This window comes from Holdemanella porci, from assembly GCF_019052655.1.
In the GTDB taxonomy this organism is placed as follows: Bacteria; Bacillota_I; Bacilli_A; order Erysipelotrichales; family Erysipelotrichaceae; genus Holdemanella; species Holdemanella hominis.
On sequence record NZ_JAHQVB010000007.1, the window covers coordinates 1 to 17137 of the forward strand.

The following is a 17137-nucleotide window of genomic DNA, read 5'->3' on the forward strand; positions in this document are numbered from 1 at the left end:
TAGTAAAGCTTAGCTCCTGCAGGAATCTTGTCATCAACCATCAATAAGTTTAGTCCTTCATGACCATTTTCTTCATGAACAGCTGAGATCAACATACCTTCAGAATTAATACCCATCATTTTTCTTGGTGGTAAGTTTACAATCGCAATTGCAGTCTTTCCAACCAATTCTTCTGGTTCATAATATTCGTGAATTCCGCTTAAAATAACGCGATCTTTACGTTCTCCGTCATCCAAAGTAAATTTTAATAGCTTCTTAGATTTTTCTACAGCTTCACAAGCTAAGATCTTAACAGCACGGAAATCCGACTTACTGAATGTTTCAAAATCTACCATATCTGTGAAGATTGGTTCAATTTTTACATTCGAGAAATCAACCTTTACAGGTGCAGCTTCCACTAGTTTTTTAGCTTTTGCTTTCTTGTTTGAATCCCCCAAGTTCTTCATTCGGCAAAATAAAGGATGACGCAATTTCCTCCTCCGCATACTCTTCCACATCCGTTCTCGTTACTCGTTTTATATGTTGTTTTTTTAGGCGCAGATATACGAACTCCCGGAATATAGTATAAAATACCGATACAAGTGGAATGAAAATCAGCATACCTATAATTCCCATAAGATTTCCGCCGATTGTAACTGCCGCCAGTACCCAAATTGATGGAAGTCCTACTGATCCGCCAACCACATGAGGATAGATCAGATTACCTTCTATCTGCTGCAAAAGCAGAAAAACTATAATAAATAAAACTGCCTGTTTTGGATTTACCATAAAGATCAGAAAACTTCCCACGGCACAGCCAATAAAGGCTCCAAAGATAGGAACCAATGCGGTAAACGCGATCAAAATTCCAATTAAAAGTGCATATGGCATTTTTAAAATACTTAGCGTGATAACAAACATCATTCCGAGAATTACTGCTTCCAGACACTGCCCTGCAAGAAAATTTGCAAATGTCCGATATGTCAGCGAACATATGTTAAGAATTGCATCTGCTTTTTGTTTTGGAATAAAAGCGAAAATCACTTTTCTTACCTGTAAATGTAATTTTTCCTTCTGAAAAAGAATATAGCATGCAAAGGAAAACGAAATAAAAAAGGTCGCTAATCCACTGGCAATGGAACCTACTGCTGACATCGTCGTATTCATCATATTTCCGACTCCGTTTCCAAGAAGACTTATTCCCCATTTAATTGCCTGATCAGGCTGAAACTGCAGCTGATCTACCAATTTCATAATATCCTGATTATCATGTGAAAATTCTCGAATCCAGTTTTGCATCTGTGGAATAAAATCTGAAATACTCGTCATCAGATTTCCCATGGTCTGTGTAAGCTGTGGAATCACACCAAACATTACCAATATAATGACACCTGCTACCAATATAATTGTAAGAAGCAGGCTTATCGGTCTCGCAGCTTTTTTTCCTATTTTATTATTTTCTTTTATCTTTCCGAGCATTTTCTTTTCTAGGAAACTCATTGGTACATTAATCACAAAGGCAATTGCACCACCAAGCGCAAAAGGAAACACAATTTTCCATATTGACTTCAGCACTTCAATCACCACATCGAATTTCCACAAAGCAACTACAAGAAATGCCGTAAACACAATCAGTTCTCGAATTTTTTTCATAGAACATCTACTTAAATCCACTATCTTTCCCCTCTTTCTTAGTTTCATACGTATACACTTAAGTAATTGAATAATCAGAAGGCTTGCAAAAGCATATAAATATACACATCCAAGCTGCATCAGATTCAACGTTTCCACTTTGAATAAGTTATGGAAACCAGGAACCGTCAGTACTGTTGTAATGAGTACTGCACCTAACACAAATGCTCCCTGAAGCCACTTGTTATGAAAGAGACCTTTTGTAAAAATGACCGGATGATCTGATTTGCAATTATATCCATGAAACAAACGTGCCAGACAAAGAGTTCCAAAAGCATACGTGCTTCCAAGCAATGTACCATTCTGGTTGTATCCTGTCAAAAAACTGATCATTGTCATTGCTCCAATTACCAAACCTTCCAGACCGATTTTGCTAAGAAAATCTTTTGTCAATATCGACTCATCTGCCAATCTCGGTTTTTCACTCATCACTTCACTTCTATCCGGCTCTAAGCCTAACGCAATTGCCGGAAGACTATCCGTCAAAAGATTAATGAAGAGTAAATGTACTGGTGCAAATGGCACCGGAAGTCCTGCAACCGATGAACAAAGAACGGTTAAAATTGCTCCGAAATTTCCTGACAAAAGAAACTGTATCGCATATAAAATTGCTTATACAGTCTCTTCCTTAAGAGTCCTGGTATTCTGGATAATATACAGAGCGACCGATATGACCATCATTATAGCGCACAAACCAATCAACAGATCTGATACCATCGGTGTAATGTGGAACCATATAATATGCACCGCTGCAGTTCCATATAATAAAAAGGTTACTATCTTTCCATGCCAGTCTTCACCATGTACTTTTCCTGTCTTTTGTATCACAAGACATCCACTGACTACCATATACAGCTCCTTACCTGCCATTATTACGATTAAAAGAAGCACATGCGGAAAACGAGTAAACAGACAGATTAACATCGCTGCCTGTGTCAGCTTATCAGCCACCGGATCAAGTATTTTTCCTAAATTACTAATCCTATGGAATCTTCTTGCGATATATCCATCAGCAAGATCCGTAAGACCAGACAGCAATAAGATTTCACCAGCTAACAGAGGATTTTTCTTTACACAATAACTCCATATAATTACCGGAATCAGACAAAGCCGAAAAAAAGAAAGAAGATTAGGAACCGTAATAATTCTATTCAAATTTTCTTCCTGATTCACTTCACTCTGCATGTACGGTCACCTCACTTTCCTTTTTTTTTAGGCATAAACCAATAAAATATAACACAAAATGCTAAAGCAAACACAACACCAAAAACATTTTGACTCACTCTAAGACTAACCGCTCCTTGTAGTCCATATGTCTCTGCAGCAATGGCTAAAGCACCAAATGTGTTAAATACTGCCTGCCAGCCATATTGTGCTGAAAATCCTACACCGATTCCACCAAGAATTCCTATATATGCATAGATTGACGAAGGAAGCAGAAAATATAATACTGTAAAACATATAACACCTGCAATATTTCCGACAATCCTTTTACGGACTCTGTAGTGCATATCTTCCATGGACGGCAAAATCACGGACATGGCCGCAATACCAGCCCACATTGCACGTGGCATATTACAAAGTTCTGCAATGCAAAGGACAATCGGTACGCATAAAATCTGACATATCTGCCATTTTGTTCTGGAAGAAGTGATATCAAATTCTTGTATCAGATCTTTCAGATTTCTTTTATAAGTTCTGTTTTTATGATTTCGATAAAATACGAAGCAGGTAAGTGCTGCACCTAAAGCCATACCGACTAATCGCATCTGATAGCTTTTTCCCGTAACATCATAACCATATAGCAGCAGATACCCAAGAACCAATGTAGATTGATTAAACATGGATGGATTATGGCATCCGAACAGAATCAACACAGCCAGTGCCGCAATATTTAACAGCATTCCCAATACCGGTGAAAACTGATTTGCTAAATGCGGACATACAGTCATAATTACAAAGAACAAAGCCAAAAGCATCGTAGATTGTCCGGTGTGGATCCCCAGATCCGCATTCCTAAACACCATGAGACATAATAAGACTACTACACCTACAATGCTGTTCTCATTTCCAAATAGGATGCTGAAAATACTAACAAAGAAAAAACAAAATGCCATTGTAGCAGCTATCTTCACCAGATATACCCACATATGATATAGTTTTTCTTTTAGTGTTTCACTCTTTTTCAACAGGTTTTTAGAACCTGCCTGATTTAACTGCAACTCCTGATAAAATGTCATATAAATCCTCTCATCTTCTAATTTATCTTAAAACTAGATAATCTCATCTTTCTGCTTTGGTAGCTCTATAACAAATCTGCATCCACCATATTCACGGTTTTCTGCTTTGATTGTTCCTCCGGCACTATCTACAATCCGTTTTACAAGTGCAAGACCTAGGCCATTTCCTTCTGCTTTATGAGATCCATCTACCTGATAGAACTTGTCAAATATTCTGGATTTTACATCATCCTCTATTCCTGGTCCTTCATCTTCCAGAATGAACTTAACAGAATCCTGTTCTTGTTTCAGAAACATCGTAATTGTCCCCTTTGAAGGGCTGAACTTAATCGCATTATCTAAAAGATTTATCCAGATATGCATAAAAAGTCCTTCATTCGCAGTATATTTAACTTCCTCCAATTCTACCTGAAAACCAATTTCTTTTTCTGTCCATTTTGTTTCCAATGAAAGAACTGCCTGGCGGATCTGTTCATCCAGACGATATTCTGTTTTTTTCATTGGTATATTCTGATTCTCTAACTTGGATAACAGCAAAATATTACCAACCAATCCGGAAAGTCTTTGGGTGTTAAATAAGATTTTTTCTACATATTCCTCTTGATCCGGAGACAGTTCTTCTCCCTGAAGCAGCATTGTATATCCTTCAATGGCATTAATCGGGGTCTTAAACTCATGAGAAACATCAGATACAAAATCCATCTGCAGCACCTCTGTTGCACGAAGTTCTTTTGTCATAACGTTAAAACTTTGATAAGATTCTCCAACTTCTGCTATACGGCTATTCGTTTCCAAATGCTGTTCAAAATCTCCCCGAGAAACTTCCTTCATTGCTTTACTAAGTCTTGTAATTGGTTCCAGTAACTTTGCATTAATAAAGGAAGTGATCAGCCCTGCAATCAATGTATTGAAAATCAAAAGCCAGCCAAGCACAGGTATGCTGCCCGGCAGATTAAAAAAATGATTCAAAAAAGCAAATAATAACGCAGATATGACTGTTGAAAATACAAGTGCCAGCCAGATTGCACCAGTCAGACAGGATCGGATCCGCAATCCTTTTTCTTTCTTTTGTTCCATTATTTTTTCACCACCTTGTATCCAATTCCACGCATTGTTACGATTTCAAAATCAGGGTTATCTTTCAAACGCTCCCTGATTCTTCCTATATGTACCTCTATCGTATGTGAGTCTGCCTCCGTCTCGTATCCCCATACTTCATCCATCAACTGTTGTTTTGTAAATATTCTGCCTGGCGAAGCTGCAAGCTTATATAAAAGCAGGAATTCTTTTTTAGGCAAAACAAGACTTTCCTTATCAGTTGTAACCGTCATTGCATCATAATCAAACTCTGTTGAACCGATCACAATTTTGTGTTCATTCAGTATCTGTGCACGGCGAAGCAGTGCTCCGACTCTTAAAACCATTTCATTCACATTTACCGGTTTTACCATATAATCGTCACTTCCCGAAAGAAATCCCTGGCGCATATCATCAAAGGAACCTTTCGCAGTGATCATAAGCACTGGTATCTGATATCCTGCTGAGCGAAGTTCTGACACCAGTTCATAGCCATCCATAACCGGCATCATAATATCAGAAATGATCAGATCAATATATTCCTTAACCAATACTTCTAATGCCTGTGCTCCATCCGATGCACTTTTGACTTGATATCCATTCTTCTCAAGCACTTTTTGGAATAGCTGGCTTAATTCTTTATCATCTTCTACAATCAATATTTGAAACACGTTTTCCTTCCTCCTTATTAAAACAGATACCTTGCCCATCCAAGCAGATGCTGTACCAAAAATATTTTTCTCTGACGTTTCTTTGTTAATTCGATTGGCTCTACATGATATGGATCACGATAGGTTCCATCTTCCAATACCTGTCGGGACACTCTTTCATATTCCATCATGCCCTCTTCCAACTGTTTATTAATATCTTTACTGCGAATTACGAGCATCAGTTCCGTATCCAGATATGCACTTCTCATGTCCATATTAAAGGAACCGATTACAGACAGATCATCGTCAATCAGAATACTTTTTCCGTGGTATGAATAACCGCCTTCATATTCCCAGATATTAATTCCTGTACTTAAGATTCTATTTCTGTTTTTCGCATAATCGGCAGCCCCAAATGGATTCCCATTATTCGCAACTGAATTTGTCATGATAGAAAAATCTGAAACGTTCTCTGCAATCTCCTCCCATGTATTAGACATCATATCATTGCAGATAATATATGGTGTATGAATTTTCACACGCTCTTTTGCATTTTTCATTAGTTCTCCCAGTTGATACCAGACTACTGGTTCCTTGGGACCTGTGTGGATAGGATTTGACACTAATGCAATCTTTTCTGTCTCAAAAGTTTCGTCCGTGTAATCGGTATCGCAGATTCTTTCCTTATTCTCTTCAAAATATTTCTGATAGCCGTTCTGCAGCTCTAAAACTGCGTTCTTTACAGATTTTCTATTTGCCAGTTTTTTATTGTCATGAAAATAATCACTGTCTTCTTGTTCCCATATCGTTTCAAAATACTCTAACAACTGGTTAACTGAATTTTCTTTCTCAGGTTCATCGCAAACCACTAACACGTCTCTGTCATAGTTCTTATGTCCCGGAAAATCACCCAGGAAATAATTGTATGTATTTCTTCCCCCAAGAATATATCTCTTTCCATCTGCAATCAAATATTTATCATGCATTCTACCCATCATTTTCCACGGTTTCAACGGATTGGCCTTATTATACAGTTTAATTTCAACATTCTCATGGGAAGATAATCCATAGAAATACGGATTTCCTTCCATATCAATCCAGCTCTCCGTTCCATCTACTAACAGACGAATATGTACACCTCTGTCTGCCGCATCATGCAGTGCTCCTAAGATCAATTTTCCACTTTCATCGGATTTAAATGCAAAAGTAGAAAGAATAATTTCCTTTTTTGCATTCTTGATCAAACGCACTCTTTGTAAAAGCGCTTCTGGATTCTTTTCTATGATTACTGCCCGTTCTGTATTTTCACTGCATTCGTTCCATGACCCATTTTTTGTTTCTTTTTTGGTTGTATTGGACACTTCCGGCTGCTTTTTATATGCAACGCAGATTCCGAGCAATTCATAAAAAGCCACACATAAAAAAATTGCCAGTATAACAAGAAGGATTTTACATATTTTATGCTTTTTCATTGTACATCACCTGATTCCTTTTTATTTCTTATTCTTATTCATTAGCAATACAATACAATGGAAAACTCAATTTAACCTCAACAAGGTTTGTTTTTTCATCCATGCAAAATCTTCTTTGTACAACAGACTGTTAGATATAGCAAAAACGGCCTTTCAAAAACAGTTAACTTCTAAATCAACTGTTTTTTGAAAGGTCGTTTCATCAGATTCTTATAGCAATCCAGCAAATAATCTCGTAAATAATTGTCCCAGTCGCAAATATGCACTTCGTACGGTTTGATATTGGTCTGTCACATCACGACATTCTCCTATCGTTCTTATCAGATCATTTTTTATTTCCACAACTGCCTGACAATCTGCCATAAAACAGCCGTTTTCAAAATGGTGATATAAACTTCGATAATCCAAATTAATTGTTCCACAAGTTGCCATACAGTCATCTGCCACACTCATTTTTGCATGACAGAAACCAGGAGTCCACTCATAAACACGAACACCATGTTTAACTAATCCATGATAAAAAGAACGAGTTACATTATAAATGAATTTTTTATCAGGGATACCAGGTGTGATAATTCTTACGTCTACCCCTCGCTTAGCAGCCAGACATAACGCATGCGTCATTTCATCTGTTATGATTAGATATGGAGTCATAAACCAACAATATTTTTCAGCTTTATTTATCATACTGATATAAACTTCTTCTCCGACCTGCTCATTATCCATAGGACTGTCTGCATAAGGCTTAAAAAAAACTGTTATAAAATAACAGTTTTTTGATCTTTTTCAGGTCCTTTTTGAGTCCTAAAATGAATTTTCCGGGTCCTGATTCGGGTCTTTTTTAGACATGTCTATAACAATCTGTATCAACCTATATCAGTCATTTTCCTTTTATTTAAAGCTTTTATCTTGAGTTAACAAGATTGATAAAAGCCTTATATTAATTCATTACTTTATTCTATTTTAGTAAAGCTTAGCTCCTGCAGGAATCTTGTCATCAACCATCAATAAGTTTAGTCCTTCATGACCATTTTCTTCATGAACAGCTGAGATCAACATACCTTCAGAATTAATACCCATCATTTTTCTTGGTGGTAAGTTTACAATCGCAATTGCAGTCTTTCCAACCAATTCTTCTGGTTCATAATATTCGTGAATTCCGCTTAAAATAACGCGATCTTTACGTTCTCCGTCATCCAAAGTAAATTTTAATAGCTTCTTAGATTTTTCTACAGCTTCACAAGCTAAGATCTTAACAGCACGGAAATCTGACTTACTGAATGTTTCAAAATCTACCATATCTGTGAAGATTGGTTCAATTTTTACATTCGAGAAATCAACCTTTACAGGTGCAGCTTCCACTAGTTTTTTAGCTTTTGCTTTCTTGTTTGAATCCCCCAAGTTCTTCATGTGAGGGAATAATAATACTTCACGAATTGTTCTTTGATCTGTCAATAACATTACGAAACGATCAATTCCAAGTCCTACACCACCAGTTGGAGGAAGACCATACTCCAATGCTTCTACATAATCTGTATCCACTTCGTTGGCTTCATCATCACCTAATTCACGAAGTTCTAATTGTTTTTCGAAACGTTCTCTTTGATCAATTGGATCATTTAATTCAGAGAATGCGTTCGCATATTCATGTCCACAAATGAACAATTCATAACGATCCGCAAATCTAGGATCCTTCGTATTCTTCTTAGCTAATGGAGAAATGGATGTTGGGTGACCATATACAAATGTTGGTTGTACAATAGTTTCTTCAACATATTTTTCGAAGAATAAGTTGATAATGTGTCCAACTGTATTTTGAATCTTTTCAACTTCGATATCATGTTCCTCAGCTAATTTCAAAGCTTCTTCATAACTCATATCTTGCCAGAAGTCTACACCACAAGCTTCTTTGATCGCATCCACCATGTGAATACGTTTAAAAGGAGCCTTTAATGATAATTTTGTTCCTTGATATGTAATATCTGTAGTACCCAATACTTCATTTGCAACAGAATCAAATAAACCTTCAATCAAGTCCATCATTCCGTGTAAATCACTATAGGCAACATACGCTTCTACTGTAGTAAATTCAGGGTTATGCATCGCATCCATACCTTCATTACGGAATAAACGTCCAATTTCATAAACACCTTCTAAACCACCAACGATCAAGCGCTTTAATGGTAATTCAGTCGCAATACGCAAATAGAAGTCCATATTTAATGTGTTGTGGTGCGTTACGAAAGGTCTAGCACTTGCACCACCTAAGATTGGTTGCATAACTGGAGTTTCAACTTCCACTAAACCTTGACCATCCAAATAATGTTGGATTGCACGAATAATTTTTGGTCGAGTTAAGGCAATTCTTTTTGCCTCTGGATTCATGATCAAGTCTACATAACGACGACGGAAACGCTCTTCAACATCTGTCAAACCATGGAATTTTTCTGGTAAAGGACGAAGTGATTTTGAAAGGTGTGTATAGTTTTTAGCACGAACAGACAATTGTCCATGATCTGTCTTCATGACAGTACCTTCAATACCTACGATATCTCCAATGTCATTTTTCTTGAAGATTTCATATTGATCATCACCAATTTCATCTTTACGAACATAAATCTGAATTTGACCTTCACGATCCTGGATGTTCATAAAACCAGCCTTACCCTGACGACGCTTCGTCATGATACGACCTGCAATCTTAACTGTTACTTGTAATTCATCTAATTCTTCTTTTGTCTTGTCTCCATAAGATGAAGTAATAATACCCGAATTTGAAGTACGATCATAGCGAGATCCAAATGGATCAATACCCATGTCAATCAAATCTTGCATCTTTTGACGACGAACTTGTTCTTGTTGCGTTAACTTTTCCATTGTTTTCTCCTTTTTCTTTTATCCATAAAAAAAGGCACTTGCCACAAAGGGACGAAGTGCTCGTGTTACCACCCTAATTTACCAAACAAATCACTTTGCCCAGCCTTAGTCACTGTCTATAAACAGCTCTTCCTTTAATGCAGGAAATACAAATAGCTCCAAGTCTTTATTCCCAATTAGTCCTACACTTTTTTTCACCAACCAAAAGCTCTCTAAAGTATTTCTAAAAGGTACTCGCCCTCTTCATTGCCTTTTTATACGCTCTTATCCTACTAGACAATACACAATTTGTCAATTTAAGATTTATCCATATATCGAATATTTAATTCTTTAATACAGTTTTTAAATAAAACATCGATCTTGGCATAATATGTTTCTACATCCGGTTCGAAATCATGAGAAATCCAATACTTTAAAAAGTATAATAAATCATTCGCATAATAATCCACTAAAAAATCTACTGTGAACCTTGAATCCATACCAGTCACATCTAAATAAGAAAATACATTTCTAAATATTTCTTTAAACACATTACTCATTAAATCTTCAAAACCATTCTGTCCTGTGATTCTGTAACAAGACTTAAAAAAATCACGATTATCACTTACAGTCTGAAAGATGTGTTTTATAATTTGAGGATTTGATTCATGCTCCATTCCTTTATAAAACATACGATGAATCAAGTATTCTAAAGCCTCATACTTATCCATAAAATGATTATAGAAAGTTCCACGAATAACACCTGTTTTATCGCAAATCTGTTTGATTGTGATCTTTTCGAAAGGCTTTTGTTGCATCAAAATATACAATCCCTCACTCAGAAGATCTTTCATCGTCACCTTTTCATTAAATGTCATGAAATCACCTCTACAATCGAATTAATCTAAAAATTAACGATAAACTCATAAATAAGTATACGATTCCGCAAAGAAAATAATAAGCCTTTTGATATCCGGCCCCATTATAATATCCAATATAAAAATGAATCATATAGCCAGCAAGTACAATTAAAAATAAGACTAAAGACTCCATCAAATAAGGAAGATTCATATAATAACAGCCAACTCCAACAAAGAAACAGTCCAGTCCTCCAATAAGAGCCAATTTAATAATTTTTTTTGTATCAAACTCTTGTAGTCTTTCCACAAACTTTCCACGCTTAAAACTATAGATGACCATTCCATTTCCAAGAATCAAAAAGACAAATATCGCAACATATTTATTCAATATTGCCCAAGGACGTCCAAAAATATATGTGGACATTCCATGTCCTAATAAAAATATACCCGAACTGCATAGCGCAAAAATCAATCCATAAACTAATACTTTTGAGAAGCGAATATTACGAATTGAAGCCCCCTGTTCTAGTGCACATACAAATACGTCTAAACTCAGACAAATACTCAAAATTCCAAATATCAACATAACAATCCACCTTCACTAACCTTATTGTATACGAACTTGGATTATTTTAAAAATCACGATGAACATATTTCATTAAATGTATTTATGCACTACAATAAACTTATGAAAAACATCATTGACCACATCAAAGAATACGGAAATTTAACCCTTGAAGAATACCCATTTAATAATGTGGACTCTTTGATTCTCTCACAAATCTCCTATATTAAATTTGAAAACTCCACTATTGATGTTGAATCCGAAGTCCATTTATTAAATGAATTTGAAAATGAGATTGATACTTTATGCATTGATACCCGAGTACCCGAATTAAATGAAGAATTATTTGTTCAATGCATACACTCCCTTCGTTATGAATCCATTACCATTTCTCATCTACAAACCAATTTTGACAAAGACAACGAAAAACAATTCTGTGCTATGACTTTTCACTTGCCCAATCAAACCGATTATATTGCCTTTCGCGGAACCGATGCTAGCTTTGTAGGATGGAAAGAAGATTTTAATCTATGTTTTCAAGAAAATATTCCCAGTCAAATTTCTGCATTAAACTATGTAAACAACTATAAGACAAAACACAAACTCATCTTAGGAGGACACTCCAAAGGAGCTAACTTAGCACTTTATGCCACTATCCATACACACAATCCAATTTATTGTACATACAACCATGATGGGCCTGGATTTCTTACACCTTATCAAACTGATAAGAAAGTATTCAAGACCATACCACAATCGAGTGTTATTGGACTCTTACTTGAAGAAACAAATAATTATCAAATCATCCAAAGTGATGCCATATCCATCCTTCAACATGATCCATTTACGTGGTGCGTTGAAAATGGTGACTTTATTTATCTAGAACAAAATGATCAACTATCCAAACATACACAATCCACACTATCAAAATGGCTTAAATCCATTGATATCAATACTCGCAAACAAGTTATTGATACCATTTACTCTATCTTTTCAGATTATGAAAACCCAAAAGATTTAAGGAAGAATATCGATATGGTTGAGATGGTCAAATCCATTCAAAATATGGATAGTCAAACGAAGAAAATGATTAGTGGAACCATTCAAGTCTTATTCAAATGCATTCAAAACGAAATCAAGCGAGGAAACTAAATTCCTCGCTTAAATAATATATAACTATAGATACACGGAATAATAGTCGCTACAAGAATCACAACAATGCCCATTGTCACATAACCAAGTAATCCAAGTACTATATATAAGATTCCAGCAATGACCATACAATAGCCACCTACACGATTTGACAACACCCAGTTTTCATCGCTATTCAAAGACCACGAAGTTTTAATTCCAACCGCATAATTTCGCTTTACCTTTGGCAAATAATTACCGAGTATAATCAATAAAATGCCAACTAAAATATTCATCACAAAACTAACATCAAAAGAATACCCCAAGCCAAAATAAATAATTGTCATACTTGTCACAATACAAACAACTGGACAAATCATAAATAGAATATTCATCATAAAATCTGGAATATTATTTCGCTTTGGATCTTTTACCGTCACAAAACAAGAAAATACATGAATTGCCAAGCACAAAAACAACATACCAAATAAACCCATAAACTTAGGCATTGTACCATCAACTTGTCCATTTACATCAAAATGGGTTGGCACAACATCTGGTAATTGATTATAGAAAACTAGATTCAATACGAATGGAACCACAAACAAAGCTAAACTAAATTGAAACCATTTATTTTTCAACATCTTCATTCCCTCCTAAAAAAGACTTAAAATAACACAACATCTCCTCAAAAACAGATGCGTTGATTTGATAAAAGATAAAATTTTTATCCTTCTCTTCACAAATCAAACCTGCGTCCTTTAATAAGGATAAATGATAAGAAACAGTTGCCTGAGACATATCAAAATGACTTGCGATATCTCCAGCTGACATCTTGCCTTTTTTTAATAAACTCAAAATGTCTCTTCTGACTGGAGCACCTAAAGCTTTAAACGTTTTTTCAAACAAAACACCACCTCCTATTTAGAAATATTTCTAAATAGATTATACATCGTTTCTTGATAATTTCAACTATATTTAGAAAATTTTCTAAATAGATAATAAAAAGAATCAGGAAGATTATTCTCCCTGATACGTTGTATATTTTTGATATTCCTTTGTCGTTTCTTCATCAAAACAATACAAACTGATTTTCATTGTATAATCACTATTTGCATCCAACCAATCCGCAATTGTCTTTAATGCTAATGGCACTGCCTTTTCTACAGGATAGCCATAGACTCCACATGAAATACATGGAAATGCGATTGTATGAATATCATACTTACGAGCTAAACTCAAACTATTCCAATAACAATCCCTCAACATATGCTCATCTTCATGTTTTGCCGAATACATCGGACCCACAGTATGAATCACATACTTTACCTTTAAATCATACCCTTTAGTAATCTTGGCCTGTCCTGTATGACAACCATTTAATAGCTTACACTCTTCAAGTAACATGGGGCCGGCCGCTCTATGAATAGCGCCATCTACACCGCCGCCACCTAAAAGCGATTCATTGGCTGCATTGACAATACAATCTCCATCAAAAGTAGTGATATCTCCTTTTACTACTTTGATTTCACTCTCTAGATTCTTATTGTCTAAAATCATTTCAATTAAAACTTTTGGTAAAAAATACGAATCTTTCCAAGGATTTAATACAACTCCACTTACACCTTGTGTATCATGCACCATATTTAAAACATCCATCACACTTTGATTTAATGTTTCTGTATCCTGCCCCAAATCCACTTGAGCCTGTGTAGTAAAAGCTACAAATACATCTTGACCATCATCTAAAGATAATCTTCGATAGACTTTTTCACCCTCGACATCGCCGACAGGAATAATAAATTGTTTTTGTTCTTTTGCCAGTTTACGAATATGCGAAAGAACCTCCATATTTTTTTCACGAGTCCCCTCTTGATATAATTCTTGAATCAATGTTTCTAATCTTTCCATACCTATTTCCTTACTACAAATGTCAAACTAAAAGGAAAAGCCCCAATCACATCTTGATAAATAGAGTCATCAATAAAGAATCCCTCTTTCATTGCACTTTCCTTTAATAGCGAATCTAACGAAATAAATTCTTCTTCGCTAATTTTAAAATCATTAAAACAATACCCATCATTAAAGCGTTGATAGTTAAATACTTCATCCATTAAATCCCAAGTACTTACTTCACTACCATCTTCTAATGTATCCATATAGTTTAATAATTCATTTACGATTTCTTGTTGTCTTTCTTGTACCATAAAAATCACCTACACTTATTCTAACACAAAATGAAAAAGAGGCATGGCCTCTTAATCAATTTCTAAATATTCTTTGATTCTTTAAATCTGATTTAAACCATCCAAATATCCCATGTAGTAAAGATCAGCGAGTTTATCCACATCCCTCTCTACACGCGATACATTCACTGGCTTGCTTGGGGCAACCGTAAAGATTCTTCCCTCATTTTCAAGTCTTGATAATTCATCACACTGTCTATTGTATTCACTATTCATCGATTCCAACTTCTGTTCTAAAGCTGGATATTCAGCATACAATCTTTTTGTCATTTTTTGAACGAAAGGATTCGCTTCACTCTTCCGATACTCTCTTTGACGTGTACGAACCACAATGATTTTCTCATAATCATGATCCAATGCCCATTGATACGCTATCTTATCACTGCAGCCACCATCCAAGTATAAACCATCTTCAATTTCAACCATCTTTGAAACATAAGGCATGGTTGCACTGGCTTGTACGGCCTTAAAAATATCCTGCGTTTTATTCTTACTAAAATATTCGGGCCTTCCCGTTTTACAATTTGTACATACCGCAATAAAATCACGCGTTGGATTCATAAAACGAGGTGTATTTAATGGATCAAAATATTGAGTTCCTTTCATCAAAAAATCAAATCCAATAATTCCTTTGTTGTTTTTAAAAGCTTCTAAACCAACATATCGAGAATCATGACGATACCCTAAATTAATTCTAGCACTACGACCAATTTGACCAGCCACATAGTTAAATCCATTCAAAGCCCCTGCACTTGTACCAACTGTACACTGCATATTGATTTCAAACTGCATTAAAGCATCTAATACCCCTGATGTATATAATCCTCGAAAAGCTCCGCCTTCAAGGACGATACATCCAGGTACAATTTTATTTGAAGTATTTCCATTTGGAAGTTTGGATATTCCCGAAAAACGCTTATTATTCTTCTTCATAACATCCCTCCTTCTTAGCTGAAAATTCTATACTCATTTTTTTAATTTGTCTACTTTTTTTGTTCATTCCAAAGTTTGTCAGCCATTGGCTTCCAGTTTTTTGCATATGGAACCGTCTTTTCCAATAAGTGATCCACATCTTCTGGGGATTCATAATCTGTATTGACTGCTTTACTTTGTTTCACCAATTCTTGAATACGACCAGCGTTTTCTAACATTGGACAAGGTCTTAACATATTTTCATTAAATGGTTGATTATCATGATAAGCCTGGAATAATGGAGATCTAAGTGCATCGAGTAATGTTGTATTGTGAATGTTACAGTTCGAATAATGAATGAATACACATGGTTCTACATCGCCCTTGGCATTGATATGAAGATATCTTCTACCTCCAGCAATACATCCACCCACATATTGCGCATCATTTTGAAAATCCATAGTGAAAATTGGTTTTTCACTTCTGAACTTACGAATCTGATGATAAACATACGCTCTTTGTTCTGGTGTTGGAAGCAATTCTTTCACAGCCTCATTTCCTACTGGCATATAGTGGAAGAACCAGCAGAATAAAGCACCTGAATCAATCATTAAATCAAAGAATTCATCACTTGCGATATCTTTATAGTTTACACTTGTATAACAAGTACTAATTCCAAAAGGCAATTTGTGTTTCTTTAATAATTCCATGGAACGTTTTACATTTTCATAACAGCCTTCACCACGTCTAGAATCATTCGCTGTTTCGAAACCTTCCAAACTAATGGCTGGAACAAAGTTTTTAACTCGCAACATATCCTGACAGAATTCTTCATCAATCAATGTTCCGTTTGTGAAAGATAAGAAAGCACAATCTGGATGCATTTCACAAATCTTAATCACATCCTTTTTACGTGTTAAAGGTTCTCCACCCGTATAAATGTACATGTAAGTACCTAATTCTTTTCCTTGACGAATAATCGAATCAATATCATCTAAAGATAAATTTAATTGATGTCCATATTCAGCAGCCCAACATCCTGTACAATGTAAGTTACATGCAGATGTTGGATCTAATAATACAGCCCAAGGGATATTACAATTATATTTTTGTGCCAACTCCTCTTGTTTTGTACTACCATTTAGTGATGCATTAAAAATAAAGTTTTTAAATACAGCCTGACGAACGCCTGCATTCAAATCGTAAAGCTTCATGATATAGTCATACCAAACACCTTTTTCATCGATTTGTTCACGAATCACTTTACGCTGTGAACCATACCAACCTTCAGGCATAACCTTATCTACTAAATTCATTAATTTAGGAATATTTGTTTCTGGATCCTTATCCAAATACTTCAAAGCTTGACTCATTCCAAACTTTTGAACACTACTCTGTAAAGAACTAAAATTCATAACTCTTCCTCCGGTTTCATTTATAATTTCATTCTAGTTCTT

Annotated in this window: 17 protein-coding genes, 1 pseudogene and 1 other annotated feature; of the genes and pseudogenes, 1 reads left to right on the forward strand and 17 read right to left on the reverse strand. The window is 35.4% G+C overall.

All coding sequences use genetic code 11. The features are described from left to right. From metG to KTQ83_RS02455, 11 genes and pseudogenes are all read right to left on the reverse strand, one after another. Nucleotides 1–446 (reverse strand): methionine--tRNA ligase subunit beta (metG, locus tag KTQ83_RS02405; RefSeq protein WP_254242913.1); only part of this gene is annotated, 446 nt, incomplete at its 3' end. Then, entirely contained in the window at nucleotides 406–2256 is a 1851-nt protein-coding gene (locus KTQ83_RS12200) for an AI-2E family transporter (RefSeq protein ID WP_244975734.1), read from the reverse strand. The genes KTQ83_RS12200 and metG, both read right to left, overlap by 41 nt. Nucleotides 2257–2283: 27 nt before the next feature. Beyond that, nucleotides 2284–2856: a CDP-alcohol phosphatidyltransferase family protein gene (locus KTQ83_RS02415; protein ID WP_217256860.1), complete on the reverse strand. Its 573-nt coding sequence runs from the start codon at nucleotides 2854–2856 to the stop codon at nucleotides 2284–2286. Between the two features lie 11 nt (nucleotides 2857–2867). Next, nucleotides 2868–3911, reverse strand: a complete 1044-nt coding sequence (locus KTQ83_RS02420; protein WP_217285016.1) for an FUSC family protein — start codon at nucleotides 3909–3911, stop codon at nucleotides 2868–2870. Nucleotides 3912–3944: 33 nt separating this feature from the next. Continuing rightward, nucleotides 3945–4988 (reverse strand): HAMP domain-containing sensor histidine kinase, encoded by a 1044-nt coding sequence (locus KTQ83_RS02425; protein ID WP_005929825.1) that lies wholly within the window; start codon nucleotides 4986–4988, stop codon nucleotides 3945–3947. Continuing rightward, complete coding sequence (locus KTQ83_RS02430; protein ID WP_425331019.1) at nucleotides 4988–5659, reverse strand: response regulator transcription factor; 672 nt, start codon at nucleotides 5657–5659, stop codon at nucleotides 4988–4990. Before KTQ83_RS02430 ends, KTQ83_RS02425 begins: the two co-directional genes overlap by 1 nt. 17 nt (nucleotides 5660–5676) lie before the next feature. After that, on the reverse strand, nucleotides 5677–7110 hold the full coding sequence (locus KTQ83_RS02435) for a phospholipase D family protein (RefSeq protein ID WP_217285017.1): 1434 nt from the start codon (nucleotides 7108–7110) through the stop codon (nucleotides 5677–5679). Nucleotides 7111–7320: 210 nt separating this feature from the next. Continuing rightward, nucleotides 7321–7869: pseudogene (locus KTQ83_RS02440) on the reverse strand (phospholipase D-like domain-containing protein); the annotation flags it as partial. Nucleotides 7870–8073: 204 nt separating this feature from the next. Continuing rightward, the gene (gene lysS, locus KTQ83_RS02445) at nucleotides 8074–9987 is read right to left on the reverse strand and encodes a lysine--tRNA ligase (protein ID WP_217285018.1); all 1914 of its coding nucleotides are present in this window, start codon (nucleotides 9985–9987) and stop codon (nucleotides 8074–8076) included. A 44-nt stretch (nucleotides 9988–10031) separates the two neighbouring features. Continuing rightward, nucleotides 10032–10243, reverse strand: a binding site (T-box leader). Nucleotides 10244–10283: 40 nt separating this feature from the next. Then, the gene (locus KTQ83_RS02450; protein WP_117923978.1) at nucleotides 10284–10844 is read right to left on the reverse strand and encodes a TetR/AcrR family transcriptional regulator C-terminal domain-containing protein; all 561 of its coding nucleotides are present in this window, start codon (nucleotides 10842–10844) and stop codon (nucleotides 10284–10286) included. Between the two features lie 10 nt (nucleotides 10845–10854). Next, complete coding sequence (locus KTQ83_RS02455) at nucleotides 10855–11412, reverse strand: manganese efflux pump (RefSeq protein ID WP_186998302.1); 558 nt, start codon at nucleotides 11410–11412, stop codon at nucleotides 10855–10857. Between the two features lie 102 nt (nucleotides 11413–11514). On the opposite strand from KTQ83_RS02455, the gene KTQ83_RS02460 reads away from it, so the two are divergent. After that, a complete protein-coding gene (locus tag KTQ83_RS02460) occupies nucleotides 11515–12543 on the forward strand; it encodes an Mbeg1-like protein (protein WP_217255996.1) in 1029 nt (342 codons plus the stop codon). Here the strand turns inward: KTQ83_RS02460 and KTQ83_RS02465 are convergent. The 6 genes from KTQ83_RS02465 to KTQ83_RS02490 form a co-directional block, all read right to left on the reverse strand. After that, nucleotides 12540–13166: an SdpI family protein gene (locus KTQ83_RS02465; RefSeq protein ID WP_244975735.1), complete on the reverse strand. Its 627-nt coding sequence runs from the start codon at nucleotides 13164–13166 to the stop codon at nucleotides 12540–12542. The genes KTQ83_RS02460 and KTQ83_RS02465 overlap by 4 nt on opposite strands. Beyond that, the gene (locus KTQ83_RS02470; RefSeq protein ID WP_186998305.1) at nucleotides 13153–13431 is read right to left on the reverse strand and encodes an autorepressor SdpR family transcription factor; all 279 of its coding nucleotides are present in this window, start codon (nucleotides 13429–13431) and stop codon (nucleotides 13153–13155) included. The genes KTQ83_RS02465 and KTQ83_RS02470 overlap by 14 nt, the downstream gene beginning before the upstream one ends. A gap of 111 nt (nucleotides 13432–13542) precedes the next feature. Then, entirely contained in the window at nucleotides 13543–14433 is an 891-nt protein-coding gene (locus tag KTQ83_RS02475) for an O-acetyl-ADP-ribose deacetylase (protein ID WP_217255997.1), read from the reverse strand. Between the two features lie 2 nt (nucleotides 14434–14435). Next, nucleotides 14436–14729: a hypothetical protein gene (locus KTQ83_RS02480; RefSeq protein WP_117923966.1), complete on the reverse strand. Its 294-nt coding sequence runs from the start codon at nucleotides 14727–14729 to the stop codon at nucleotides 14436–14438. Between the two features lie 81 nt (nucleotides 14730–14810). After that, on the reverse strand, nucleotides 14811–15701 hold the full coding sequence (locus KTQ83_RS02485) for a patatin-like phospholipase family protein (RefSeq protein WP_217255998.1): 891 nt from the start codon (nucleotides 15699–15701) through the stop codon (nucleotides 14811–14813). Nucleotides 15702–15751: 50 nt separating this feature from the next. After that, on the reverse strand, nucleotides 15752–17095 hold the full coding sequence (locus tag KTQ83_RS02490; RefSeq protein WP_117923962.1) for a radical SAM/SPASM domain-containing protein: 1344 nt from the start codon (nucleotides 17093–17095) through the stop codon (nucleotides 15752–15754). Nucleotides 17096–17137 lie beyond the last annotated feature (42 nt).

Coding starts and splice junctions, on each gene's coding strand:
- KTQ83_RS02415 (WP_217256860.1), bottom strand. CDS start 2,856: ATGCAGAGTGAAGTGAATCAGGAAGAAAATTTGAATAGAATTATTACG.
- KTQ83_RS02420 (WP_217285016.1), bottom strand. CDS start 3,911: ATGACATTTTATCAGGAGTTGCAGTTAAATCAGGCAGGTTCTAAAAAC.
- KTQ83_RS02425 (WP_005929825.1), bottom strand. CDS start 4,988: ATGGAACAAAAGAAAGAAAAAGGATTGCGGATCCGATCCTGTCTGACT.
- KTQ83_RS02435 (WP_217285017.1), bottom strand. CDS start 7,110: ATGAAAAAGCATAAAATATGTAAAATCCTTCTTGTTATACTGGCAATT.
- lysS (WP_217285018.1), bottom strand. CDS start 9,987: ATGGAAAAGTTAACGCAACAAGAACAAGTTCGTCGTCAAAAGATGCAA.
- KTQ83_RS02450 (WP_117923978.1), bottom strand. CDS start 10,844: ATGACATTTAATGAAAAGGTGACGATGAAAGATCTTCTGAGTGAGGGA.
- KTQ83_RS02455 (WP_186998302.1), bottom strand. CDS start 11,412: ATGTTGATATTTGGAATTTTGAGTATTTGTCTGAGTTTAGACGTATTT.
- KTQ83_RS02460 (WP_217255996.1), top strand. CDS start 11,515: ATGAAAAACATCATTGACCACATCAAAGAATACGGAAATTTAACCCTT.
- KTQ83_RS02465 (WP_244975735.1), bottom strand. CDS start 13,166: ATGTTGAAAAATAAATGGTTTCAATTTAGTTTAGCTTTGTTTGTGGTT.
- KTQ83_RS02475 (WP_217255997.1), bottom strand. CDS start 14,433: ATGGAAAGATTAGAAACATTGATTCAAGAATTATATCAAGAGGGGACT.
- KTQ83_RS02480 (WP_117923966.1), bottom strand. CDS start 14,729: ATGGTACAAGAAAGACAACAAGAAATCGTAAATGAATTATTAAACTAT.
- KTQ83_RS02485 (WP_217255998.1), bottom strand. CDS start 15,701: ATGAAGAAGAATAATAAGCGTTTTTCGGGAATATCCAAACTTCCAAAT.
- KTQ83_RS02490 (WP_117923962.1), bottom strand. CDS start 17,095: ATGAATTTTAGTTCTTTACAGAGTAGTGTTCAAAAGTTTGGAATGAGT.